Source organism: Ruminococcus sp. 1001713B170207_170306_F1, assembly GCF_015668065.1.
Taxonomy (GTDB): Bacteria; Bacillota; Clostridia; order Lachnospirales; family Lachnospiraceae; genus Blautia_A; species Blautia_A faecis.
Genome location: NZ_JADPEX010000012.1, coordinates 70963 through 91457 on the forward strand (window position 1 = coordinate 70963; position 20495 = coordinate 91457).

At 44.3% G+C, this 20495-nt stretch carries 14 protein-coding genes; 10 read left to right on the forward strand and 4 right to left on the reverse strand.

The features are described 5' to 3' along the window. The first annotated feature begins 44 nt into the window (after window positions 1–44). The 5 genes from I4V84_RS09130 to I4V84_RS20490 all read left to right on the forward strand — a co-directional run bounded on the left by I4V84_RS09130 (window position 45) and on the right by I4V84_RS20490 (window position 5954). Complete coding sequence (locus I4V84_RS09130; protein ID WP_118580053.1) at window positions 45–572, forward strand: DUF177 domain-containing protein; 528 nt, start codon at window positions 45–47, stop codon at window positions 570–572. 5 nt (window positions 573–577) lie between these two features. Then, window positions 578–760 carry a 50S ribosomal protein L32 gene (rpmF, locus tag I4V84_RS09135; protein WP_077610953.1) on the forward strand — a complete coding sequence of 61 codons (183 nt, stop codon included), beginning with the start codon at window positions 578–580 and terminating at the stop codon, window positions 758–760. A 136-nt stretch (window positions 761–896) separates the two neighbouring features. Continuing rightward, on the forward strand, window positions 897–1784 hold the full coding sequence (locus I4V84_RS09140; protein ID WP_195991715.1) for an alpha/beta hydrolase: 888 nt from the start codon (window positions 897–899) through the stop codon (window positions 1782–1784). Between the two features lie 161 nt (window positions 1785–1945). Continuing rightward, complete coding sequence (locus I4V84_RS09145; protein WP_195991717.1) at window positions 1946–4027, forward strand: hypothetical protein; 2082 nt, start codon at window positions 1946–1948, stop codon at window positions 4025–4027. Beyond that, window positions 4005–5954, forward strand: a complete 1950-nt coding sequence (locus I4V84_RS20490; protein ID WP_187565707.1) for a GHKL domain-containing protein — start codon at window positions 4005–4007, stop codon at window positions 5952–5954. The genes I4V84_RS09145 and I4V84_RS20490 overlap by 23 nt, the downstream gene beginning before the upstream one ends. Window positions 5955–6026: 72 nt before the next feature. Here I4V84_RS20490 and I4V84_RS09155 read toward each other — a convergent pair whose 3' ends face one another. Further along, window positions 6027–6731, reverse strand: coding sequence for a LytTR family DNA-binding domain-containing protein (locus I4V84_RS09155; protein ID WP_187565706.1), 705 nt, complete (start codon window positions 6729–6731; stop codon window positions 6027–6029). A gap of 223 nt (window positions 6732–6954) precedes the next feature. On the opposite strand from I4V84_RS09155, the gene I4V84_RS09160 reads away from it, so the two are divergent. Beyond that, window positions 6955–7578 (forward strand): hypothetical protein, encoded by a 624-nt coding sequence (locus I4V84_RS09160; RefSeq protein ID WP_195991719.1) that lies wholly within the window; start codon window positions 6955–6957, stop codon window positions 7576–7578. A 175-nt stretch (window positions 7579–7753) separates the two neighbouring features. On the opposite strand, the gene I4V84_RS09165 is transcribed toward I4V84_RS09160, so the two are convergent. Beyond that, the gene (locus I4V84_RS09165) at window positions 7754–9691 is read right to left on the reverse strand and encodes a sugar-binding domain-containing protein (protein WP_243284057.1); all 1938 of its coding nucleotides are present in this window, start codon (window positions 9689–9691) and stop codon (window positions 7754–7756) included. Window positions 9692–10046: 355 nt separating this feature from the next. Between I4V84_RS09165 and I4V84_RS09170 the strand changes: the two genes are divergently transcribed. Genes I4V84_RS09170 through selA form a run of 3 tightly spaced genes read left to right on the forward strand, consistent with a single transcriptional unit; the run spans window position 10047 to window position 14907 of the window. Next, window positions 10047–11408 (forward strand): MATE family efflux transporter, encoded by a 1362-nt coding sequence (locus I4V84_RS09170; RefSeq protein ID WP_195991721.1) that lies wholly within the window; start codon window positions 10047–10049, stop codon window positions 11406–11408. 60 nt (window positions 11409–11468) lie between these two features. After that, window positions 11469–13334, forward strand: a complete 1866-nt coding sequence (locus I4V84_RS09175; protein WP_195590701.1) for an ABC-F family ATP-binding cassette domain-containing protein — start codon at window positions 11469–11471, stop codon at window positions 13332–13334. Beyond that, window positions 13327–14907 carry an L-seryl-tRNA(Sec) selenium transferase gene (gene selA, locus I4V84_RS09180; protein ID WP_195991722.1) on the forward strand — a complete coding sequence of 527 codons (1581 nt, stop codon included), beginning with the start codon at window positions 13327–13329 and terminating at the stop codon, window positions 14905–14907. Before I4V84_RS09175 ends, selA begins: the two co-directional genes overlap by 8 nt. A 38-nt stretch (window positions 14908–14945) precedes the next feature. Here the strand turns inward: selA and I4V84_RS09185 are convergent, their stop codons facing one another. Continuing rightward, a complete protein-coding gene (locus I4V84_RS09185) occupies window positions 14946–15599 on the reverse strand; it encodes an L-rhamnose mutarotase (RefSeq protein WP_173769734.1) in 654 nt (217 codons plus the stop codon). A gap of 650 nt (window positions 15600–16249) precedes the next feature. Here I4V84_RS09185 and I4V84_RS09190 point away from each other — a divergent pair. After that, complete coding sequence (locus I4V84_RS09190; protein WP_195991738.1) at window positions 16250–17587, forward strand: MATE family efflux transporter; 1338 nt, start codon at window positions 16250–16252, stop codon at window positions 17585–17587. Between the two features lie 72 nt (window positions 17588–17659). On the opposite strand, the gene I4V84_RS09195 is transcribed toward I4V84_RS09190, so the two are convergent. Next, complete coding sequence (locus I4V84_RS09195) at window positions 17660–20095, reverse strand: glycosyl transferase (protein WP_195991724.1); 2436 nt, start codon at window positions 20093–20095, stop codon at window positions 17660–17662. Window positions 20096–20495: the final 400 nt, after the last annotated feature.

Genomic DNA, 20495 nt, shown 5'->3' on the forward strand with positions numbered 1-20495 from the left:
GACAGGGTATGTATAATTGATTAAGTGTGAATAGGGAGACGATTATGCAGATACATTTATCAGACATTTCATCCAGCGAGGGTAAGAGCCAGCACTACAGTGTTGCTTTTGAGATGGATACCATCACCTTCCAGCAGGGAACCTTTCCAGTACTGGCTAAGGAACCTGTAGAGCTTACGATTACGAATACCGGCGATAGAGTTCTGGAACTGGAGGGAAGCGGTCTTGTGACTGTTGGAATTCCATGTGACAGATGTCTGGAAGAGGTTAGGACCAGGATTCCTTTTGAATTCAAGAGGAAACTTGACATGAAGCTTACGGATGAAGAACGTGTGAATGATCTGGATGAGAGCAGCTATCTCACCGGCTATGACCTGGATGTGGACCGTTTGGTCTATCTTGAGGTACTGATGAGCTGGCCTTTGAAAGTCTTATGTAAAGAAGACTGCAAAGGGATTTGCAGCAGATGCGGGAAGAACCTGAATGATGGTCCCTGCGGATGTGCCGAGGAGCCTAAGGATCCCCGTATGGCAGCTATCAGTGATATATTCAGTAAATTTAAGGAGGTGTAACCGAAATGTCCATCTGCCCAAAGAATAAATCTTCCAAAGCAAGACGCGATAAGAGAAGAGCAAACTGGAAAATGAGCGCTCCGAACCTTGTAAAATGCAGCAAATGCGGCGCACTTATGATGCCACACAGAGTTTGCAAGGCTTGCGGAAGCTATAACAAAAAAGAGATCGTTAAAGTTGAAGACTAATAGCGAATCTTTAAAGAACACCTGAGTTGATTGGGTGTTCTTTTTTTTATGCAGCAAGCAGGATTCTTTCCTGTTGTTTTTTCTATATAATTCATTTATAATATTCACAGAAAATACATTACCTGGAGGAACTACAATGTCTGAATTAAGTGATAAGATCAGATCAGAATTTAAAAAGGCAGATGATGAGCGCGATGCTCTTATGAATACCCCGGAAGACATCGAACGTTGGGATAATATTGTATATGGACATGATGACAGGGAGATGCAGAAGCTGGATGTATACAGACCGAAGCAGGCACAGGGAGAAGACCTCCCGGTCATTATCAGCGTTCATGGAGGAGCCTGGATGTATGGAGACAAAGAAAGGTACCAGTACTATTGTATGAGTCTTGCACAGCGAGGATTTGCAGTTGTAAACTTTACATATCGTCTGGCTCCTGAGAGCAAATTTCCAGCACAGTTAGAGGATGTGAATCTGGTATGCAAGTGGGTGATGAAGCGTGCAGGAAGATTCCATTTTGATACAGAACGTATTTTTGCAGTAGGAGATTCTGCAGGAGCTCATCTTCTGGGACTTTATGCAGCAATCTGCACGAATCCGGCATATGCTGCCAAATATGATTTTGCTGTACCAGAGGGCTTTGCCCTTACTGCAATTGCTTTAAATTGCGGTGTGTACAGGATCCCAAGAGAAGAGTCTGACAATATGACTACGCTGATCATGAAGGAACTTCTCCCGGAAGGTGGTACAGAGGAAGAACTGGAGAGCATTGATGTGCTGAACGGCATTACAGATGTTTATCCTCCTGTATTTTGCATGACTTCCGTGGCAGATCATCAGAAAGCACAGGCACCTGCATTAGTCCAGAAACTGATGGAGAACAATGTGCCCTTTGTATATCGTGTGTTTGGAGATAAGGTTAATAAACTTGGTCACGTGTTCCACTGCGATGTAAAAACAATTGATGCTGCCCAGTGCAATGATGCAGAATGTGATTTTTTCAGGGAGTTTTGTTTCTGATAGTAAGACATTCAGGTAAAATATATTACGGTACAATGCAAAGTATGTTGTTGTGACAAAGGAAACAGTAACACCCATTTTTCACGGAAACCTGCGGTTCGCCACAGGTTTCTTGTATTATACGATAAAATCTTATATGCTTGGGACAAGGGAGAAAATCAATGAAAAAAAGGTTAAAAGGTCTGATAAGTGTTTTTTTCTTTTTGCTTTGCATATTTGCCTGGAAAAGCGTGCAGGAAGTAAGGGCAGCAGAAAATGTAATAAGGGATTTTTCCAGAATTTTCTACATACCTGCCGGAGCAGTTTTGAAAGGCGGAAGCCTGCAGAAGCTGCAGGAAATTTATGACGGCATGAGCTGCATTGCATATACAGAAGACGGGGAAGAACTTTATCTGGATGCAATCTGGGACTATTCCGGAATTGATATTCAGACTGTGGGAGCCTATAAGATTACAGGGACAGTGAGACTTCCGGAAGGATATACAAGCAATGTCGGTCTTCCGGAATGGACAGTATGGATTTCTGTACAGGATTCGGGGCAGCCGGAGATTCAGGTGTATTCCCGAATGATTTCAGCAGGTATTTACTATTTTCCATGGATCACAGAGCAGAATCCAGATATGATGGAAATATGGCTTCAAAGAGAAGGAGAGGACTGGGTAAATGTAAGCAAGGAAGGATATGGATTTGCGGATACCAATGGGATGTACCTTTCCTGCCAGAGTATGATAGCTGAAAATATATATACACTGACAGTTGTTTATAATGAAGGGAAAACTAGAAATCTTAAATACCGCTATCGGTCAGATGGAAGCCTGGAGATACTCAGTTATCAGCCTGGAACGATTGGCGGGACAGTATCAAAAGATACTGTTATCCGTTCTTGCGAGGATATAGACGAAAAAAGTCTGCAGCGCTGTATGGTATATGCGGTGCGGGCGGGGCAGAGTCTGGCAGAAGTACGGACCGAGCTGGAGGAGGCTTTTTGTATTCTAGGGAGCACCTGTGAAGAATATGAGGATACTGCGGCCCATCCGGCTGTTATCATGCCTTCGGTATGGGATTTCAGTCAGGTTGATGTGAATACTCCTGGCGTTTATAAAGTGACGGGAACTTTTGCAGCCCCAGAGGGCTGCACGGTGGATCAGGAGCTTACTGTTCCGAGGGCGTCTGCTTATATTACCGTTCAGCGCCCGGATCAGCCGGAAGTACAGACGTGCTGTGTGGTTGGCGTGGATACTCTGTTTTTTCCTATGATATTAGACTGTTTTACAGATGAACAGCTGGACAATCTGCAGGTATATCTGCTGGAAAATAATAAAGATAAAGAAATAGGAAAAAGTAATTTCTATTTTGACAGAAAGGGGCTGTATCTGAAAAAAAGTGTTCTTAAAGCTGGCAGGGAATATGGAATTTACGTAACCTATCCAGGTGGAAGTACCGGGGTATATACTTTTGTGTATGGTGAAGAGCTGATTTCTAATGAGCACTGGTACAAGCGCAATTATGCAGACAGGGATGGCAAAGAGCTTCCGGATATTGACGATGAAACGGAGCGGGTAACGGATACTTCCGCTATCCTTGTAGGAAACAGGCTGCTGGATCTTATGAAGAATGGTGTAAAGCTGATTCCTTTTGAAGGAGACGGAGTGCTGGTCAGGGTTCCTGTGCAAGTGGTAAAAGACTGGAATATAAAAGCGGAGGATCAGATTGAGACAGACATTTCCTGGGTGGGAAGTGATGTTTCTGTAAAAATTTCCAAAAACGGAAAAGCTATTACAGATATTCCAGGAGCTACCGTGGAGATTCCGTATGCGAACCGTGACTCTCAGACTATGCTGACAGACGAAGAAGGTAACTCCTATACAGGTTCGGTAAATGATGCACAGAATGCTGCAGTGATTCCCATTGATAAAACCGGAGATTATACAGTGGAAGAGCAACCACAAAATCAGACAGAGAATGGTGGAAATATAGAAGAGGATGATTTGGAAGGAGACAGTCCGGAAAATGCGGAGGACTCAGGGGAAGAAAAGCTGTCAGAACAGGGTGAGGAACTTCTTTCGGAAAATGTCAAAAGCCAGAAAGCGAATTCAAATGAGAATCTTAACAGTCAACATAAAAAAACGGCTTCAATTGTTATAATAATTGTAATTTTGTTAATATTGTTATGGAATATACCAATGAGACGCGGTAAAAAGCTCCGAAAGGGGGAACGGGGTGAAGGAGAACAAAGCAAATAAAAAAGGAAGGAAGCTGCTGTGGGGCACTGTAATCATAACCATGATTCTATCCTTTATGTTTTTTTACGTGTTGTATTGTTCAAATAACAAATATATGACAAGAGAGGAAAAGGCCATACATGGACTTTTGTATGCAGATGGCTCCTATGAGAGCTTTCCTGTCTATTATTTGTCCAGAGAATGGGAATATTATCCGGATGCACTTCTTACGCCGGAGGACGATCTGGATAAATATTATTTTCGTTATATTTCTATTGGGGAATATGGTGGAATGGAACTTGGAAACAGTGGGAGAAGTCCGTATGGGAGCGGTACATACCGGTTAAAAATCATGCTTCCCGCTGAGCAGCATACATATGGTTTGTATCTGCCGGAAATTTTTTCAGCATATAATTTGTATGTGGATGGTGTTCTGGTCGGACAGATGGGAAATCCGGACCCGGATTATTATGTGGAACGGACTCAGAACAGATTGTTTACCTTCAGGGCCAATACTTCATTAGAAATTCTGATTGCAGTGACAGATAAAAGCTCTGCTTCGCCGGGAATCCAGAGTGTACCTGTTTTTGGAAATCCTTTAAAAATAAACACCATAAGGGGAATTTCGGTGTTTATCAATTCCTCTGTATTTACCTTGATCATTCTGGTTCTGGCGTTTTCCGTATGGGCATTTTTTAAAACCAGAAGCAGGGCAAATGTACTTTTTGCAGGAGTATGCCTTTGTGTGCTCGGGTATACCTGCTATCCCCTTCTGCATACATACCTGGCGCTAAGAGTACAGCCCTGGTTCTCTGTTGAAATGCTGTTCTATTTTCTCGCTTTTCCGGCAATGCTTTTGCTGGAATATGAGATCACCGGGCAAAAGTATAAGTGGATGGTATGGGGGGTTCTTGCTACAGCTGTGGCAGGTCTTGTGGTTACACTTGCAGGGATTTTTGCAGGGGGAATGGAGACCGCAGCTCTTTCTTATGGTATTTCAGCGGCAACAGAGGTGCTGAAATGGTTTACCGCTGTATGCCTTGTTTTAACTGCGTTTTTCTATACGGAAGGGATGCAGGGCATTTCTCTTCTTGCAGGAACCGTAATTTACGCAGTATCTCTGGCAGCAGACCGCATATGGTCTTTGTATGATCCGATTATTGGCGGCTGGTTTCCGGAATGGGGCGGCGTCATTTTGACAGGTATATTTGGAATGCTTCTCTGGAGAGAACTGACAGAAGGCTATCGGATGCGGCTGATCTATGAAGAACAGTCCAGACAGATGGAATTGCGTCTGCTTATGCAAAAGGAGCATTATGAGAAGTTAACTGATGCGCTGGAAGAGGCAAGCCGTACAAGACATGACTTCAGACAGTATATCCGTACTGCTTCCATTCTGCTGGAACAGGAACATTATGAAGAACTGAAAGAGTATTTTCATCAGTTCGCACAGGAGAGCACCGAAAAAATGCAGACACCAGTATGCTATTGCAAGAACATGTCTGTGGATGCAATCTTACATTACTATGCGTCACAGCTGGAGCAAAAAGGTATAAAGTACAGATATTCAGTAGAGGTTCCAGAGAAAATGAAAATTTCTGATCTGGATATCTGCAGGATTTTTGGGAATCTGATGGAAAATGCGGTGAGAGCAGTGCAAAAAGAAGAGAACGCGGATGAGGCTTATGTAAATTGCATCTGCAAAGTAAAAATGGGAAAACTTCTGATCAATATTGAAAACACCTATGCAGGAGAAGTGCAGAGAAATGGGGCAGCTTTTTATTCCACAAGTCACAGCGGGCAGGGAATTGGAATTGCTTCTGTTTCCAAAACAGCAGAGAAATATGGTGGATATGCCGACTTTTCTGCCAGAAACGGTATATTCCGGGCGAATGTGTTTATTCCACTGGAAGATATGGATTTACGGCTTTCGGACAAAGCCGGCTGACAGGCTGAGAAATTTTGCCGGGTCTTTCTTCCACATAAAAAGTCTGCGCAACCAGTTGTGCAGACTTTTGTATTACGAGAAAAGATAATTCAGATATTCCTTCTTGATTGCGTTAGCTCCCCGTTTACGGATCTGGACGGTTTCCTGGTTGTCCAGAAGAAAGCCCTCCTCCAGTGTTTTGTAAATGCGGTCCATATTCACAAGACAGCCGCGGTAGCAGGAGAGAAAACAGGGGAGATCGTGAATCAGTTCCTCGAATTTCTGGAAAGTCAGGTATGTGCGCAGAACTCCTGCGTCTGTGTGAAGCTGGACAGCATTGTGAAAGGTGTCTGCATATAAAATGCTTTTTACAGGAACACGTAGAAGGGTACGGTCGCAGATCACCTCTATATATCGTGTATCCTGTGCACGCTTGATCTGAATGGAGTCCAATACCTTTGTGAGCTTGTTTGTATCAAGAGGCTTCAGAAGATAATAAGCTGCCTGCACGTCGTAACTGGCAACCGCAAAAGCATCGCTGCTGGTAACAAAAATAAGAGCACAGGAGTCGTCTTTTTCCCGAAGCTGGGCGGCCAAGTCCATACCATTGGCCTGCTTTATGTAGATATCAAGAAAAATCAGGTCATAACTGCCGGGAGAATAGCTGTTCCAGAAGTCTTCAGGTGAAGAGAAGGTATGTAATTGGATAGATATCTGTCTTTGGTCATAATGTTCCCGGGCAGCTTCTGCAAGTGCATCAAGATCCTGCTGCACATCATCAATTATTGCAATGTTCAATGCTGAAATCCTCCAAAAGAATGAAAACCTGCAGTAAATTAAAATGTTGCTGTGAACAGTAACATCAAAATATCACTGAAAGTGTCATTTCATCCCATGTATATTGTTTTTTCAAAATAAATCGGATATAGTAACCTCAAGGTGATGAGGCGTTAGAAAGTATTGTAAGCTTTTTAGGTCCTCTATATAATATCACAAAATATGATAAAAGTGAGGTAGAAAAATGAAAAACTGGAAAAAAGTTATGGCTATGTTGTGTGCCGCAGCAATGGTAACCGGATCTTCTGCTCCTGTATGGGCAGAGGCAGATGCAGCAGAAGATACTGAGGCTGCAGATGATGAGATTACAGAATTAACAATGGACATGCTTGATGAAGCTGCATATGAAGGAACATGGTTATCTTTTGAGCCAGGCTTCGATCTCTATGTACCAAGTAACTGGGACGTTCTGGAAATTTCAGATGAAGATGCTGCAGACGGTGTTATGTTCCAGGCACAGGATCCGGATTCTGAAGAAGGCGTGAACATGGTAGTGACTGCTACAGATGTTGGAACAGAGTATGATCTGCATTCCATGGCTGATGAGTTGGCTACAGAGTATGAAGATGTTGAGAAGGTTTGCATTAACGGACTCTATGCGGTTTCCTTCGAGACTGAAAGTACATACGGAATCGCTTTCCTGGAGGATGCTGAGGGAATGATGTACAATGTTCAGATCGGACCGAAATCTGATGACATTCAGCCTATCGCTGAGACACTTTTCGTTTCTCTGGTCAAGACAGAAGACAATGTGGAAAATGCAGAGGCTGAGACCGATGCGGCAGCTGACGAAGAAGCAGCAAACTAATTGCTATAAATGCAATCAGCAGTAATAACTAATTTAAATGCGAAACGTGAATGTCAGCTGGAAATAAATTTTGAAGCTGGCGCTTAAGAAAACAAAACAGAAGCTATGCAGTATATAGAAAAAGACTGCATGGCTTCTGTTTTTTTGTTTCATCAGATAAATATGCGTTTAACAGTTAGTTGTGTAAAGATTTCTTCAGCTTCGTATTCCATTTCTGTACAATCAACGGATTCATTTTAATCTTTTTACGATCGTAAGTGATCAGTCCGTTGGTTTCTTCTTCAATATCAGAAAGCTGCGTGAAAACAGTTGCAGAGTATCCTTTTTTTACAGAGGGTACAATTGTGTTTTCCATCAATCTGGAGAAGCCGTCGGTAAGCGCCTCATTGGTGGTAAATTTCTTATATCCGTAAATATTTTTGCAGGCACTGTGCTCTGGAAGGCGAAGAGAGTAGCCTCCAAATTCAGATAAAGCAAGTACGCGGTCTGATTCTGGTACTGGAAGTCCCAGAAAATAATAATGGAGACTGTTAATATCACCACAGCCCTGATCAAACCATCCGCTGGCAGAATCTACCAGGCGGGAAGGATCCAGCCGGTGAATAAAATCTGTAACTTTTTTTGTGGAAAATTGTCCCCATCCTTCGTTAAATGGTACCCATGTGACAATGGAAGGATGATTATACAGTGTCCTGACCATATCCCGGATATCGTCAATGTATTCCTGACGGCCGAATTCATCTGTGCGGGAGAGCAGGCGGGCGTGGAGGTCTTTTACTGGAATGCGTATCCAGTTTAATAATGTGGCCAGATAGGTGACAAACCAGTGATGGTAGGAAGAACCGCCGTTAGGCATATCCTGCCATACCAGCATTCCCATGCGGTCACAGTGGAAATACCAGCGGTCTGCTTCGATTTTGCCATGCTTGCGGAGCATGTTAAAGCCAAGATCTTTCATTGCACGAATATCGTAGATGAGAGCTTCGTCGGAAGGTGCTGTATAAAGCCCGTCTGGCCAGTAGCCCTGATCCAGCACGCCGCTCTGAAAATATGGCTGATCGTTCAGGAAAAAGCGTGGATAGCCATCGTCAGCTATCTGTACGTCACATTTGCGGAGCGCGAAATATCCAAGAACCCGGTCTTTGCCATATTCCAGGGAATAGGGGTAAAGCCACGGCTCCTTGGGAGTCCAGGACTTCTGCATATTTTCCGGGATGGGGAGGGTGGCTCCTTTTCCGGGACGGATTGCGGCGGTAGTTATTTCATCCTGGCATAATGTATCGTTAAGTCCGTCTGCTTCGAGAAAAACAGGTGGATAAACCTTACAGATCACATTGGATGAATTCTGCCTGTCAGGTGAAAAAGCCAAAACAGTTCCCTGAGAATCTGTCTGATCCGCTGCAGTGGGACTTATATGGGAAGGAGATGCATTTTCAGTCAAGGATGCGGAGGATACGCGGATGCGCATCCGGACCAGACCATTGTCCCAATCCGGGGTAACACGCACATCTCTTATGTATTCGTTCGGTACGATCTCCATCCATACAGTCTGCCATATCCCGCTCTGGGCAGTATAGAACATACCGCCGCGTTTCAGCTGCTGTTTGCCTCTGGCATGATAGGAGGTGTCACTGAAGTCGTGGACACTTATGAGGATAGAGACTATGAGATCTTCTGTGATAAAGTCTGTAATATCTGTGGTAAATGGAAGGTAGCCGCCCTTGTGATAGCTGACGAACTTTCCGTTAATGTACACGCTGCAGATCTGATCTACAGCTCCAAAATGCAGAAGAAGCCGCTGACTTTCTGTATCCAGGCAGTTCTCTGGCAACTGGATGGTACGGGAATACCATAAGGTTTCATCTGGCAAAAGCTGGCGCTTTACCTGGGAAAGAGGCGCTTCAGGTGAAAAGGGCACCAAAATCTGTCCGTCAAAGGGGAAATATTCGCTTTCGTAAAATTGCCATGGAAGAATGCGGCTGTCAGTAATCAGATAGTCCCACATGCCGTTCAGATTGATCCAGTGACGGCGTACCATATCCGGACGAGGATATTCTTTCAGAGTCTGTCCCCGGGCAGCCGCTTTGCTCCAAATGGTTTCCAGATTTTTCAAATATATGTCCTCCTTAAATTTACGAAAAGTATGAAAAAATAATTATAATGATATGTCTTATTATACACGAAATATGGACGTTTGCAATTGGATTTGTGAAAACCCGTTCCGCAACATTACTGTTCACTGGTAATGTTCCGCGAGGTGTTTTTGCGAACAAAGTTCACAGAAAAACGAGAATCTGAGCGTGAAATCTTGCGGATGCATGAGTTTTGTGTAACGCGAAACGTGTTGCTATGAATGGAGCGAAGAGAAACACGCTTGCAGGGGGTGGAGTGGACAGCATATCGCAACTTACGATTGAAAAAGCAGGTGCGGTATGTTAGGATAAAAAGGATTGATGGAGGGGAAAAAGATGAATAATTCACAAAACAAAAATCTGCTGACAGAGGGGTCTATCTGGAAGAAACTGATGGGATTTGCGTTCCCGCTTTTTCTGGGAAACTTGTTCCAGCAACTGTACAATACAGCAGATTCTCTGATCGTGGGAAACTTTCTGGGAAGTGATGCATTGGCTGCGGTAAGCTCATCCGGCAGTCTTACATTTCTGTTGGTAGGATTTTTTCAGGGTCTTGCTATGGGAGCAGGCGTTATCATAGCGAGATATTTTGGCGCAAGGCAGAAGAAGGAGCTTCACAGGGCGATTCATACCACGGTGGCTTTTGGTATTCTGTGCGGTATACTTCTTACAGCTGGCGGTGTTGTGCTTGCACCGAAGATTCTGATCCTTATGAAAACACCGGCAGATATTTTGCCGAAATCCACCCTGTATTTCCAGGTATATGCCATGGGATCCCTGGGTCTGGTTCTTTATAACAATTTTGTAGGCATTATGCAGGCAGTGGGAGACAGCCGTCATCCATTGTATTACCTGATTTTTTCATCGCTTTTGAATGTAGCTCTGGATATGGTTTTTGTAGGCGGACTTGGAATGGGTGTGGAGGGCGCAGCTCTTGCCACTATCATTTCCCAGTTTATGAGTGCATTTTTGTGCCTGCACCGTCTGATGAAAAAAAGCCCGGAGGAGTATACGGTTTCCCTTAGGGATGTTCGCCTGGACTCCTATATGCTGAAACAGATCGTATCCAACGGTCTTCCTGCTGGCATCCAGAATTCCGTGATCGCCATTGCAAATGTGGTAGTGCAGTCTAATATCAACAGCTTCGGCAAGCTGGCTGTTGCTGGATGCGGGGCATATTCCAAGGTTGAGGGATTTGGTTTTCTGCCTATTACCTGTTTTTCTATGGGACTGACCACATTTATCAGTCAGAATCTGGGCGCAAAGAAATATGACAGGGCAAAAAAAGGAGCCCGTATTGGTATCCTCTGCAGTATTTCGATGGCAGAGATCGTGGGAATTATTGTGTATTTTGCAAGTCCGGTATTTATTGCCGCTTTTAACAATGATCCGAAAGTGATTGCTTTTGGAGTGAAAGAAGCACATATCATTACTCTGTTCTATTTTCTGCTTGCCTTTTCCCATTGCATTGCAGGACTTATGCGTGGAGCGGGAAGAGCTACGGTGCCCATGTTTGTTATGTTGGGCTGCTGGTGCGTGATCCGTGTGACTTATATAACCATCGCTGTGAAGCTGCATCCGGTGATCCAGACTGTATTCTGGGCGTATCCGCTGACCTGGTCATTAAGCTCCATTCTGTTTTTGATTTTTTATCTGAAATCAGACTGGATCCATGGTTTTGAGAAAAAAAGAAACTGACAGAGGCGGAAAATACTGAAATAAATGCCCGTGGATGGTGAAAAAGGAGTTATGGTTTTTATGAATGTACTGAACATTGAACATGTAAGCAAGATTTTTGGAGATAAAAAGATTTTTGATGATATTTCCTATGGAATCCATGATGGGGATAAAATCGGAATCATTGGAATCAATGGAACTGGAAAAAGTACTCTGCTGAAAATCATTGCAGGGGAAGAGGAGACAGATGAGGGACAGGTGATTTCCCAGAATGGCCTTCGTATCACCTATCTGCCTCAGATGCCAGATTTTCCAAAAGGTGCCATTGTACAGGACTATGTGGCTGATGGGAAATGGCAGAAGGACTGGAGCACAGAAAGCGAGGCCAGAAATATTTTGAATAAGCTGGGGATTACAGAACATGATGTCCCTGTGGAGCAGCTTTCTGGTGGACAGAAGAAGCGTGTAGCTCTGGCCAGAACTCTGGTAAACCCTTCTGATGTGCTGATTCTGGATGAGCCTACCAACCATCTGGATAATGAGATGGTAACCTGGCTGGAGGATTACCTGAACCGGTTTAAAGGCGTTGTGATCATGGTTACGCATGACCGTTATTTCCTTGACAAAGTTACCAATAAAATTCTGGAAATCAGTCATGGAAAAGTATATTCCTATGATGCCAATTATTCAGGATTTCTGGAATTAAAAGCACAAAGAGAAGAGATGGAACTGGCTTCCGAGAGGAAGAGACAGAGCATTCTCCGTATGGAGCTGGAATGGGCGAAGCGTGGCTGCCGTGCAAGAAGCACCAAGCAGCGCGCCCGTCTGGAGCGTCTGGAAGCGTTAAAAAATGGCAAGGCGCCTGTTCAGGAGACAGATGTGCAGATGGACTCTGTGGAGACCAGAATGGGGAAAAAGACAGTAGAGCTTCATCACATTTCCAAAAGCTATGGCGATAAGGTGATTCTGGATGATTTTGACTATATTGTGCTGAGAAACCAGAGACTTGGAATTATCGGACCAAATGGATGCGGAAAATCTACTTTGATCCGTATTATTGATGGAATGGTGGAACCGGATTCCGGTACCGTGGAGATCGGGGAGACGATCAGGATCGGTTACTTTGCCCAGGAAGTGCCGGACATGGATGGAAACCAGCGGGTGATTGATTATATCCGTGATGTGGCAGAGTTTATTCCTACCCGTGATGGAAAGATCAGCGCATCTATGATGCTGGAGCGTTTTCTTTTTGATTCTGCAATGCAGTATACACCGGTAGCCAAGCTGTCAGGAGGAGAGAAGAGGCGTCTGTATCTCCTGAAGGTACTGATGGAGGCGCCAAATGTACTTCTTCTGGATGAGCCAAGTAATGATCTGGACATTCCTACACTGACCATTCTTGAAGATTATCTTTCTACATTTTCCGGAATTGTGATCACGGTATCCCACGACCGTTATTTCTTGGATGACGTGGTGGACCGCATTTTTGCCTTTGAAGGGAATGGAAAACTGACCCAGTATGAGGGTGGTTATACAGATTATGCAGAAGCAAAAGCGCGGAAATACGGGGCTGGAAGCAGTGAAATTGGTGCCGGGGCCGGCAGCAGTTTGTCAGATAAAGCGGCTTCCGGAAATAACAGTACAGAGGATGAAGGGAAAAAACCTACCAGAAAAGACTGGAAGCAGGGACAGAAGTCTGAAAAACTGAAATTTACTTATAAAGAAGAACGGGAATATGCTGTTATTGATGAGGATATAGCCAGACTTGAAGAGAAAATTGCCAGGCTGGAGAATGATATGATGGCAAATGCCACCAATTCCGTGAAGCTTCGTGAGATCATGGCAGATAAAGAGGCGGCGGAGAAGCAGCTGGAAGAGAAAATGGATCGCTGGGTGTATCTGAATGATCTGGCGGAGCAGATTGAGGCACAGAAAAATAATGGATAAAGGTGACAGGAAGCTGCATGCTTCGAAAGCCCATAAAGAAGAGGAAAGCTTTCTGAACAGGAGAAAGGAATTATTTCGCAGACTACCAAAAATTGACAGGCTTATGGGAAGGGAACTGACGAAAGAACTGACGGAACAGTATGGGTATCGTGCAGTGCTGGAGGCTGCCAGAAAGGTGGAAGAGCAGCTGCGGGATGCCATGCGTCAGCAGATTTTGGTGGAAGAAAAGCCAGCTGTGTTCCTGGATACATCCGGACTATCAGGACAGAAGGATGGCTTACCGGTAAAGCTGTCTGATCTGAAGGCTTTGCCTGAGACAACATTAGATTATACAGAGTATGTTTTGCAGGAAATGAAGAGACTGCTTGCGCACAGAAGCCAGAGGCAGATGCAGCGGGTGATCAATGCTACCGGTGTGATCCTCCACACAAATCTGGGAAGAGCGCCTTTAGGGGACAGACTTGTGTCTGAGCTTGTACCTTTGATGACCGGATATACCAATCTGGAATTGAATCTGGAAGATGGGAAGAGGGGAAGCAGATATGATCATTTTGCTGAAAATCTCTGCAAGCTGACAGGGGCTGAGGCTGCCATTGCAGTGAATAACAACGCGGCAGCAGTGCTGCTCATGCTGACAGCGCTGGCCTCCGGAGGGGAAACCGTAGTTTCCCGAGGAGAGCTTGTGGAGATTGGCGGGAAGTTCCGGATTCCGGATGTATGCAGTCAGAGTGGAACGATGCTTGTGGAAGTGGGGACTACCAACCGGACTTATCTGGAGGATTACGAAAATGCAGTGACAGAGAATACCGCTGCCTTTCTGAAAGTGCACACCAGCAACTATCAGATTACCGGTTTTACCCATGAAGCAGAGTTTGTAGAGCTTGCAGAAGCGGCACATAACCGCGGAATTCCCCTTTTGGTGGACTTTGGAAGTGGGAGCCTTGTGGACATTGCCTTTTATGGAATCGAGCCTGAAAAGACCGTACAGGAGCTTTTGAAGAAAGGTGCAGATATTGTATCTTTTAGTGGAGATAAACTTCTGGGCGGACCACAGGCAGGAATACTGGCAGGACGTAAAGATTTGATCGAAAAGATTTCCAGGCATCCTCTCATGCGGGCACTGCGAATCGATAAGTTTACAGCTGCCGCGCTGGATAAGACAGTAAGTATTTATCTGGATGAGAGTCAGCTGGAGAAAGAGATTCCGGTTTATGATATGATGAGTCGAAGTGCAGAAGAACTTAAGCGGAATGCATTATGGCTTATGGGTGAACTGTTGGCCGATGCTTCTGAATATGAATTTGCAGTAACCTCTACACGAAATCCTGTTGGCGGTGGTACTACACCTGGAAAAACACTGCCTGGAGCTGCATTGCAGATAAGAAGCCTGAATGGAAAGGGCCTTTCCGCGCAGGAAATCAGTGACTGCTTACGGAAAATGGATACTCCGGTTATTGGTCATATTGTAGACGACTGGGTCTATCTGGAAATGAGAACCATAAGGACTGGCGAAGAATTGGAGATTCTCAGAAAAGAATTGAAATATGATCTGTACAAGAAAAACCCTCAATGATCTTTGAAAATCATTGAGGGTTTTGGAGCATTATGATTCTATTTCCCCATATGCCATGCCAGTCTTACGCTTGCAGAGTGGACTGTTCCTGTGAGCCAGTCGCAGTCATTGGTGATCCAGTCCATGATGCCAAGCTGGCGGGTTTCCCAGGCAACGGTAGCTTCATGGGCTTCCGGTGTTTCTTCAGTCTCCATAGTGGTGTCGATCTCGTCGTAGCCGAAAATATATCCGCCTGCGCTCCAGATGCTGAAGTTGCTGTCAGGACCCGGGTCAATCCTGCCTTCTCTTGCGGCAACCAGTCCGTCATGTCTTGCCTTATATTCTTCCTCGCAATCAGGTTTCAGTCTGGTTATGAACATTCTGTGGCGGATCAGTTCTTTGTTTTCGCGGACAACACCGAAATTGTGGTACATCAGACGCATGTTTTCGCCAGGGGTGGAGATCCAGGTGAAGGTGTGGTCAATTCTGGAGGTGAGAGCCTGGATGCTGGCTTTTTTCTCTTCTGAAAATTCGTTATTTTCGTCTGTTTCGTAATATCCGAAAATCAGGGAATCACAGTTCCAGATGCTGAAATTATGTACCTTTTCCTGATCCAGAAATGCAGTCAGATCTGGCCAGATCTCTCCTAATATCTGGCGGTATTCATTTTTTTTCCCTTTTTTGATTTCCATAGCAAAGCTGTGTCTTTCCATAAGAAAAATCCTCCGTTTTATAAAAATAAGATATTGTGTATATCTGGTTTTTCTGTTTTGAACCTTGTAAAAAATATTAATCTAAGAAAAAGTCAAGTTTACTTCTCACGGAATGTTACCAGTGAACAGTAATAGTTACTGTTCACTGGTAATGTTCCGCGAGGTGTTTTTTGTGAACAAAGTTCACAGAAAACCCGAGAATTGCGGCGCGAAATCATGCTTTGCATGATTTCTGTGCATCGCGAAGCGCGTTACTGTGAACGGAGTGAACAGTAACCAGTAATAAGGATAGCATAATTTCTCAGATAAATCCACCCTTATATTGACATTCAGCATGTACTTATATACAATAAGAGGACTGGCCTGGAGCATGTTTAAAAAAATCATTTCCACAATCTGCACGCCCTGCTTTGCAGTATATTTTGCCTGAATTTGGTCTGCGTAGCCCGCTGCGACGCCCCATCTGGACAAAATTTCCTACAAATTGTGATGCATATCTTGCAGAAAATCTTTTTCAAACACGCTCTAAAAAAGAAGGCGACAGAACAAAAAGGGTTATTGGTCACGGAGTGAACCGTAAACGAAAAGGTTTAATTACAGAAGAGAGGGGATTGTTTTTGGAAAAAGAAGTAAAAGTTCAGGAAAATAAAATGGGTGTGATGCCAGTGGCAAAGCTTCTGCTCACCATGTCTGTACCGATGATGATTTCCATGCTTGTCCAGGCACTTTATAATATTGTGGACAGTATGTTTGTGGCGAAATTAAGTGAGAGTGCACTTACTGCAGTTTCACTTGCGTTTCCGGTGCAGAACCTGATGATCGCAGTGGGAACCGGTACTGGTGTTGGTATCAATGCGCTGGTGTCGCGCTCTCTTGGGGAGAAAAAGCAGGAGTATGCCAACAGTGCTGCAAATAACGGTATTTATCTTGCAATTTTCAGCTTTATTGGATTTGCAATTGTTTGTGGATTTTTTGCACCTGCTTTTTTCAGGGTGCAGACTACGGATCCACAGATCATGGAATATGGTGTGGATTATGTCAGAGTGATCGGAATTATGTCCTTCGGCCTGTTTATCCAGCTGACCTGCGAGAAGCTTCTGCAGTCTACAGGGAAGACGGTGTATTCCATGGCAACACAGCTTCTTGGCGCTATTATCAATATTATTCTGGATCCAATCATGATTTTTGGTTTATTCGGCTTTCCAAGAATGGAAGTAACAGGAGCAGCCCTTGCCACTGTTACAGGACAGATCATTGCAGCAATTGCAGGTGTGATCGTGAATATGAAGCTGAATAAAGAGCTTCATATTTCTCTTGTGAAATATAAGATTTCCGGTGATGTGATCCGCAGCATTTACAGCGTAGGCTTTCCATCTATTATTATGGCGTCTGTTGGTTCTGTTATGACATTCGGAATGAATAAGATCCTGATGGGCTTTACTTCTACTGCAACGGCGGTATTTGGCGTGTATTTCAAGCTGCAGAGCTTTATTTTTATGCCAGTGTTTGGACTGAATAATGGAATGGTTCCCATTGTTGCTTACAACTATGGTGCCAGAAAACCGAAACGTATTACGAAAGCAATTAAGCTGAGTATTATTTACGGAGTATGTATTATGCTTGCTGGTTTCGCTGTATTTCAGCTGTTTCCGGGAAGCTTTCTGGGAATTTTCAGTGCCTCTGATGATATGATGGCAATCGGTATCCCGGCACTTCGTACCATCAGCCTCAGCTTTCTGATCGCAGGATTTTCTGTAGTTGCATCTTCTGTGTTTCAGGCGCTTGGACATGGTTTTTTAAGCCTTGCAGTGTCTGTGCTGCGTCAGCTGGTAGTACTGCTCCCGGCTGCATTTATCCTGTCAAAAGTAGGTGGCCTTGGAGCCTGCTGGTGGTCCTTTCCCATTGCAGAGGTGTTCTCAGGAGTGATCTGCTTTGTGTTTATACGATATGCGTATAAAAAAGAAATTCATCCGCTTTACGAGAAATAAAATAGATAGGAAAACAAGAGCTCTCGGAATTTCGGTCCCGGGGGCTCTTGCTAAAATTAGTAATATTTATTTTTATTCCATATGCACCGTTACATGATACTCTGTCTTTCCGTCCTCAACAGGTACCACATTTCCATTCACATGCTTGCCATCAACCTCCAGGTAAGCTACACCCTTTTCCGCATTATTCGGATTCTTAACGTCGAAGTAATAGGTGGCACCGCGGAAGCGGCGGGTGAGGGTGAAGTCACCGAAGCCCTCCGGAATACACGGATCAATGGAAAGGCCGTCATAGGATGGCTGCACACCCAGGATTGCCTGGGAGAGGTTCACGAAAGTCCATGCGGCTGTTCCGGTAAGCCAGCTGTTCTTTGCTTCACCGTGGCGGGCTGCGTCACGTCCTGCGATCATCTGGGAATAAACATAAGGCTCTGTACGATGGATTTCGCTGATGTTTTCAATATAAGACGGGCAGGTCTTTTTATAAATTTCAAATGCACGGTTTCCTCTTCCGATAACAGTTTCGGCAATGGAAATCCAGGGATTGTTATGGCAGAAGATTCCGGCATTTTCTTTGTATCCTGGCGGGTAGGAAGAAATTTCACCAAGGTTCAGGTAATATCTGGTGTAAGCCGGCTGGTGAAGCATAATACCATATTTGGTATCCAGGCGCTCTTTTACAGAATCAAGAGCTTTTTTTGCCAGACCTTCTTTCACGCCAATGCCAGCAATGATACAGAAGCCCTGCGGTTCAATGAAAATCTGTCCCTCTTCGCATTCGTGGGAACCAACCTTCTGAGAGGTGGCGTCATAAGCACGAAGGAACCATTCTCCATCCCAGCCAGCGTCAAGGACTGCCTGGTACATTTCTTCAACAGCTTTCTGCGCGATAGCAGCGTCTTCCTTTTTTCCAACACGTCTGCAGATCTCTGCAAACTCATTTCCATATTTTACATACATACCTGCAATAAATACAGATTCTGCAACTGGTCCCTCAGATGGTCCTGTGGTCTGGAAGGATTCACCAGGCTCATTGGAAAAGCAGTTCAGGTTCAGACAGTCGTTCCAGTCAGCACGTCCGATGAGAGGAAGCTTGTGTGGTCCAAGATGGGTGCGGCTGTATTCGAAGGAACGGCGGAGATGCTCAAAAAGAGGAGCTGCTTTTTCCATATGGCAGTCAAAAGCAACCATTTCATCCAGAATGGAATAATCTCCAGTTTCCTTTAAGTAAGCGGCCACAGCAGCAATCAGCCACAGCGGGTCATCGTTAAATCCGCTTCCGATATCCAGGTTGCCCTGCTTGGTAAGCGGCTGGTACTGATGATAAGCACTTCCATCTTCGAACTGGGTTGCAGCAATGTCAAGGATTCGTTCTCTTGCACGCTCCGGGATCAGATGTACAAATCCAAGAAGATCCTGGCAGGAATCACGGAAGCCCATTCCACGGCCGGTTCCGGATTCATAGTAAGAAGCGGAACGGGACATGTTGAAGGTTACCATACACTGGTACTGGTTCCAGATATTTGCCATACGGTTTACGTGAGGATCCTTACTCTCTACATGATAGCGGGAGAGAAGATCATTCCAGTAAGTATTCAGGATGGCGAAAGCTTCATTTACCTGTTCAGAAGTTTCGAAATTCTCCATGATCTTCTTGGCCGGCTCTTTTTTGATCACGTTTAAAGCTTCCCATTTGTCATCTTTTGGGTTTTCGCAATAGCCGAGAAGGAAAACATATTCTTTTTCTTCACCAGGTGCCAGAGAAACATTGATCTGCTGGCTGGCAATGGGATACCATCCGCTGGCAACAGAATTGTGGCTCTTGCCTTCCTCTACAACGATTGGAGCATTGTTGCCGCGGCCAAGTCCTAAGAACTCATCACGGCTGGTGTCAAAACCGTCTACAGGAGTATTTACAGTGAAAAAGCTGTAGTGATTGCGTCGTTCGCGGTATTCGGTCTTATGGTAAATGGTGCTGCCGATGATCTCAACTTCACCGGTGCTTAAGTTTCGCTGGTAGTTGGTCATGTCGTCAACAGCATTCCAGAGGCAGAATTCTACATATGAAAATAACGAAATCTCTTTCACTTTATCTGAATTGTTTCGCAGAGTCAGTTTGTTGATCTCGCAGGCTGTGTCAACAGGGACGAATGCAAGAAGATCAGCTGCCAGGCCGTTTTTCTCACCGTGGAAACGGCTGTAGCCAAGTCCATGGCGGCACTCATAAACATCAAGAGGAGTGCGGGTTGGCATTGCACCTGGATTCCATACGGTATCCCCATCTTTGATATAGTAGTATTTTCCGTTGGAATCTACCGGGATGTTATTGTAGCGGTAACGAGTGATACGGAGCAGCTTTGCATCTTTATAGAAGCTGTAGCCGCCGCAGGTGTTGGAAATCAGTGTGAAGAAATCCTGGGAGCCAAGGTAGTTGATCCATGGCAACGGGGTATCTGGTGTTGTAATGACATATTCTTTATTGGCGTCATCAAAATGTCCGAAATTCATAGTGGATCTCCTTTGATAAATTTTATTCTTGCTGAATTCTTTCTAATTGGTTGATTGCTATTCGTGATTTACATCAGGGGATATTAATTTTCGGAGCTGCACAGTGATCTGCTTTCTTATATGCAATAAAGTTTTGCAAATACAATATGTAGTTTCGAAAAGGTCAGCTTGATTGAATTGCGAGATAATTAACGCACGAAAACGAATAAGTTAAGGCAATAAGAAATAAAAGTAAAGAATAATGGTATATATTTGCTCTTAGTATAATAGAAAGACTGATTAAAAGCAACACAAAAATTACAGTAATAATGAAATCTATTATATATTACAAATCAGAGATTTAAAACGCGAAAATTTTCGCGAAAACATTTCGGAAAGAACTCTTATTCACAATTAAATT

Coding starts and splice junctions, on each gene's coding strand:
- I4V84_RS09140 (WP_195991715.1), top strand. CDS start 897: ATGTCTGAATTAAGTGATAAGATCAGATCAGAATTTAAAAAGGCAGAT.
- I4V84_RS09130 (WP_118580053.1), top strand. CDS start 45: ATGCAGATACATTTATCAGACATTTCATCCAGCGAGGGTAAGAGCCAG.
- selA (WP_195991722.1), top strand. CDS start 13,327: ATGGATAAAGGTGACAGGAAGCTGCATGCTTCGAAAGCCCATAAAGAA.
- I4V84_RS09170 (WP_195991721.1), top strand. CDS start 10,047: ATGAATAATTCACAAAACAAAAATCTGCTGACAGAGGGGTCTATCTGG.
- I4V84_RS09145 (WP_195991717.1), top strand. CDS start 1,946: ATGAAAAAAAGGTTAAAAGGTCTGATAAGTGTTTTTTTCTTTTTGCTT.
- I4V84_RS09175 (WP_195590701.1), top strand. CDS start 11,469: ATGAATGTACTGAACATTGAACATGTAAGCAAGATTTTTGGAGATAAA.
- I4V84_RS09190 (WP_195991738.1), top strand. CDS start 16,250: ATGGGTGTGATGCCAGTGGCAAAGCTTCTGCTCACCATGTCTGTACCG.
- I4V84_RS09195 (WP_195991724.1), bottom strand. CDS start 20,095: ATGAATTTCGGACATTTTGATGACGCCAATAAAGAATATGTCATTACA.
- rpmF (WP_077610953.1), top strand. CDS start 578: ATGTCCATCTGCCCAAAGAATAAATCTTCCAAAGCAAGACGCGATAAG.
- I4V84_RS09160 (WP_195991719.1), top strand. CDS start 6,955: ATGAAAAACTGGAAAAAAGTTATGGCTATGTTGTGTGCCGCAGCAATG.
- I4V84_RS09185 (WP_173769734.1), bottom strand. CDS start 15,599: ATGGAAAGACACAGCTTTGCTATGGAAATCAAAAAAGGGAAAAAAAAT.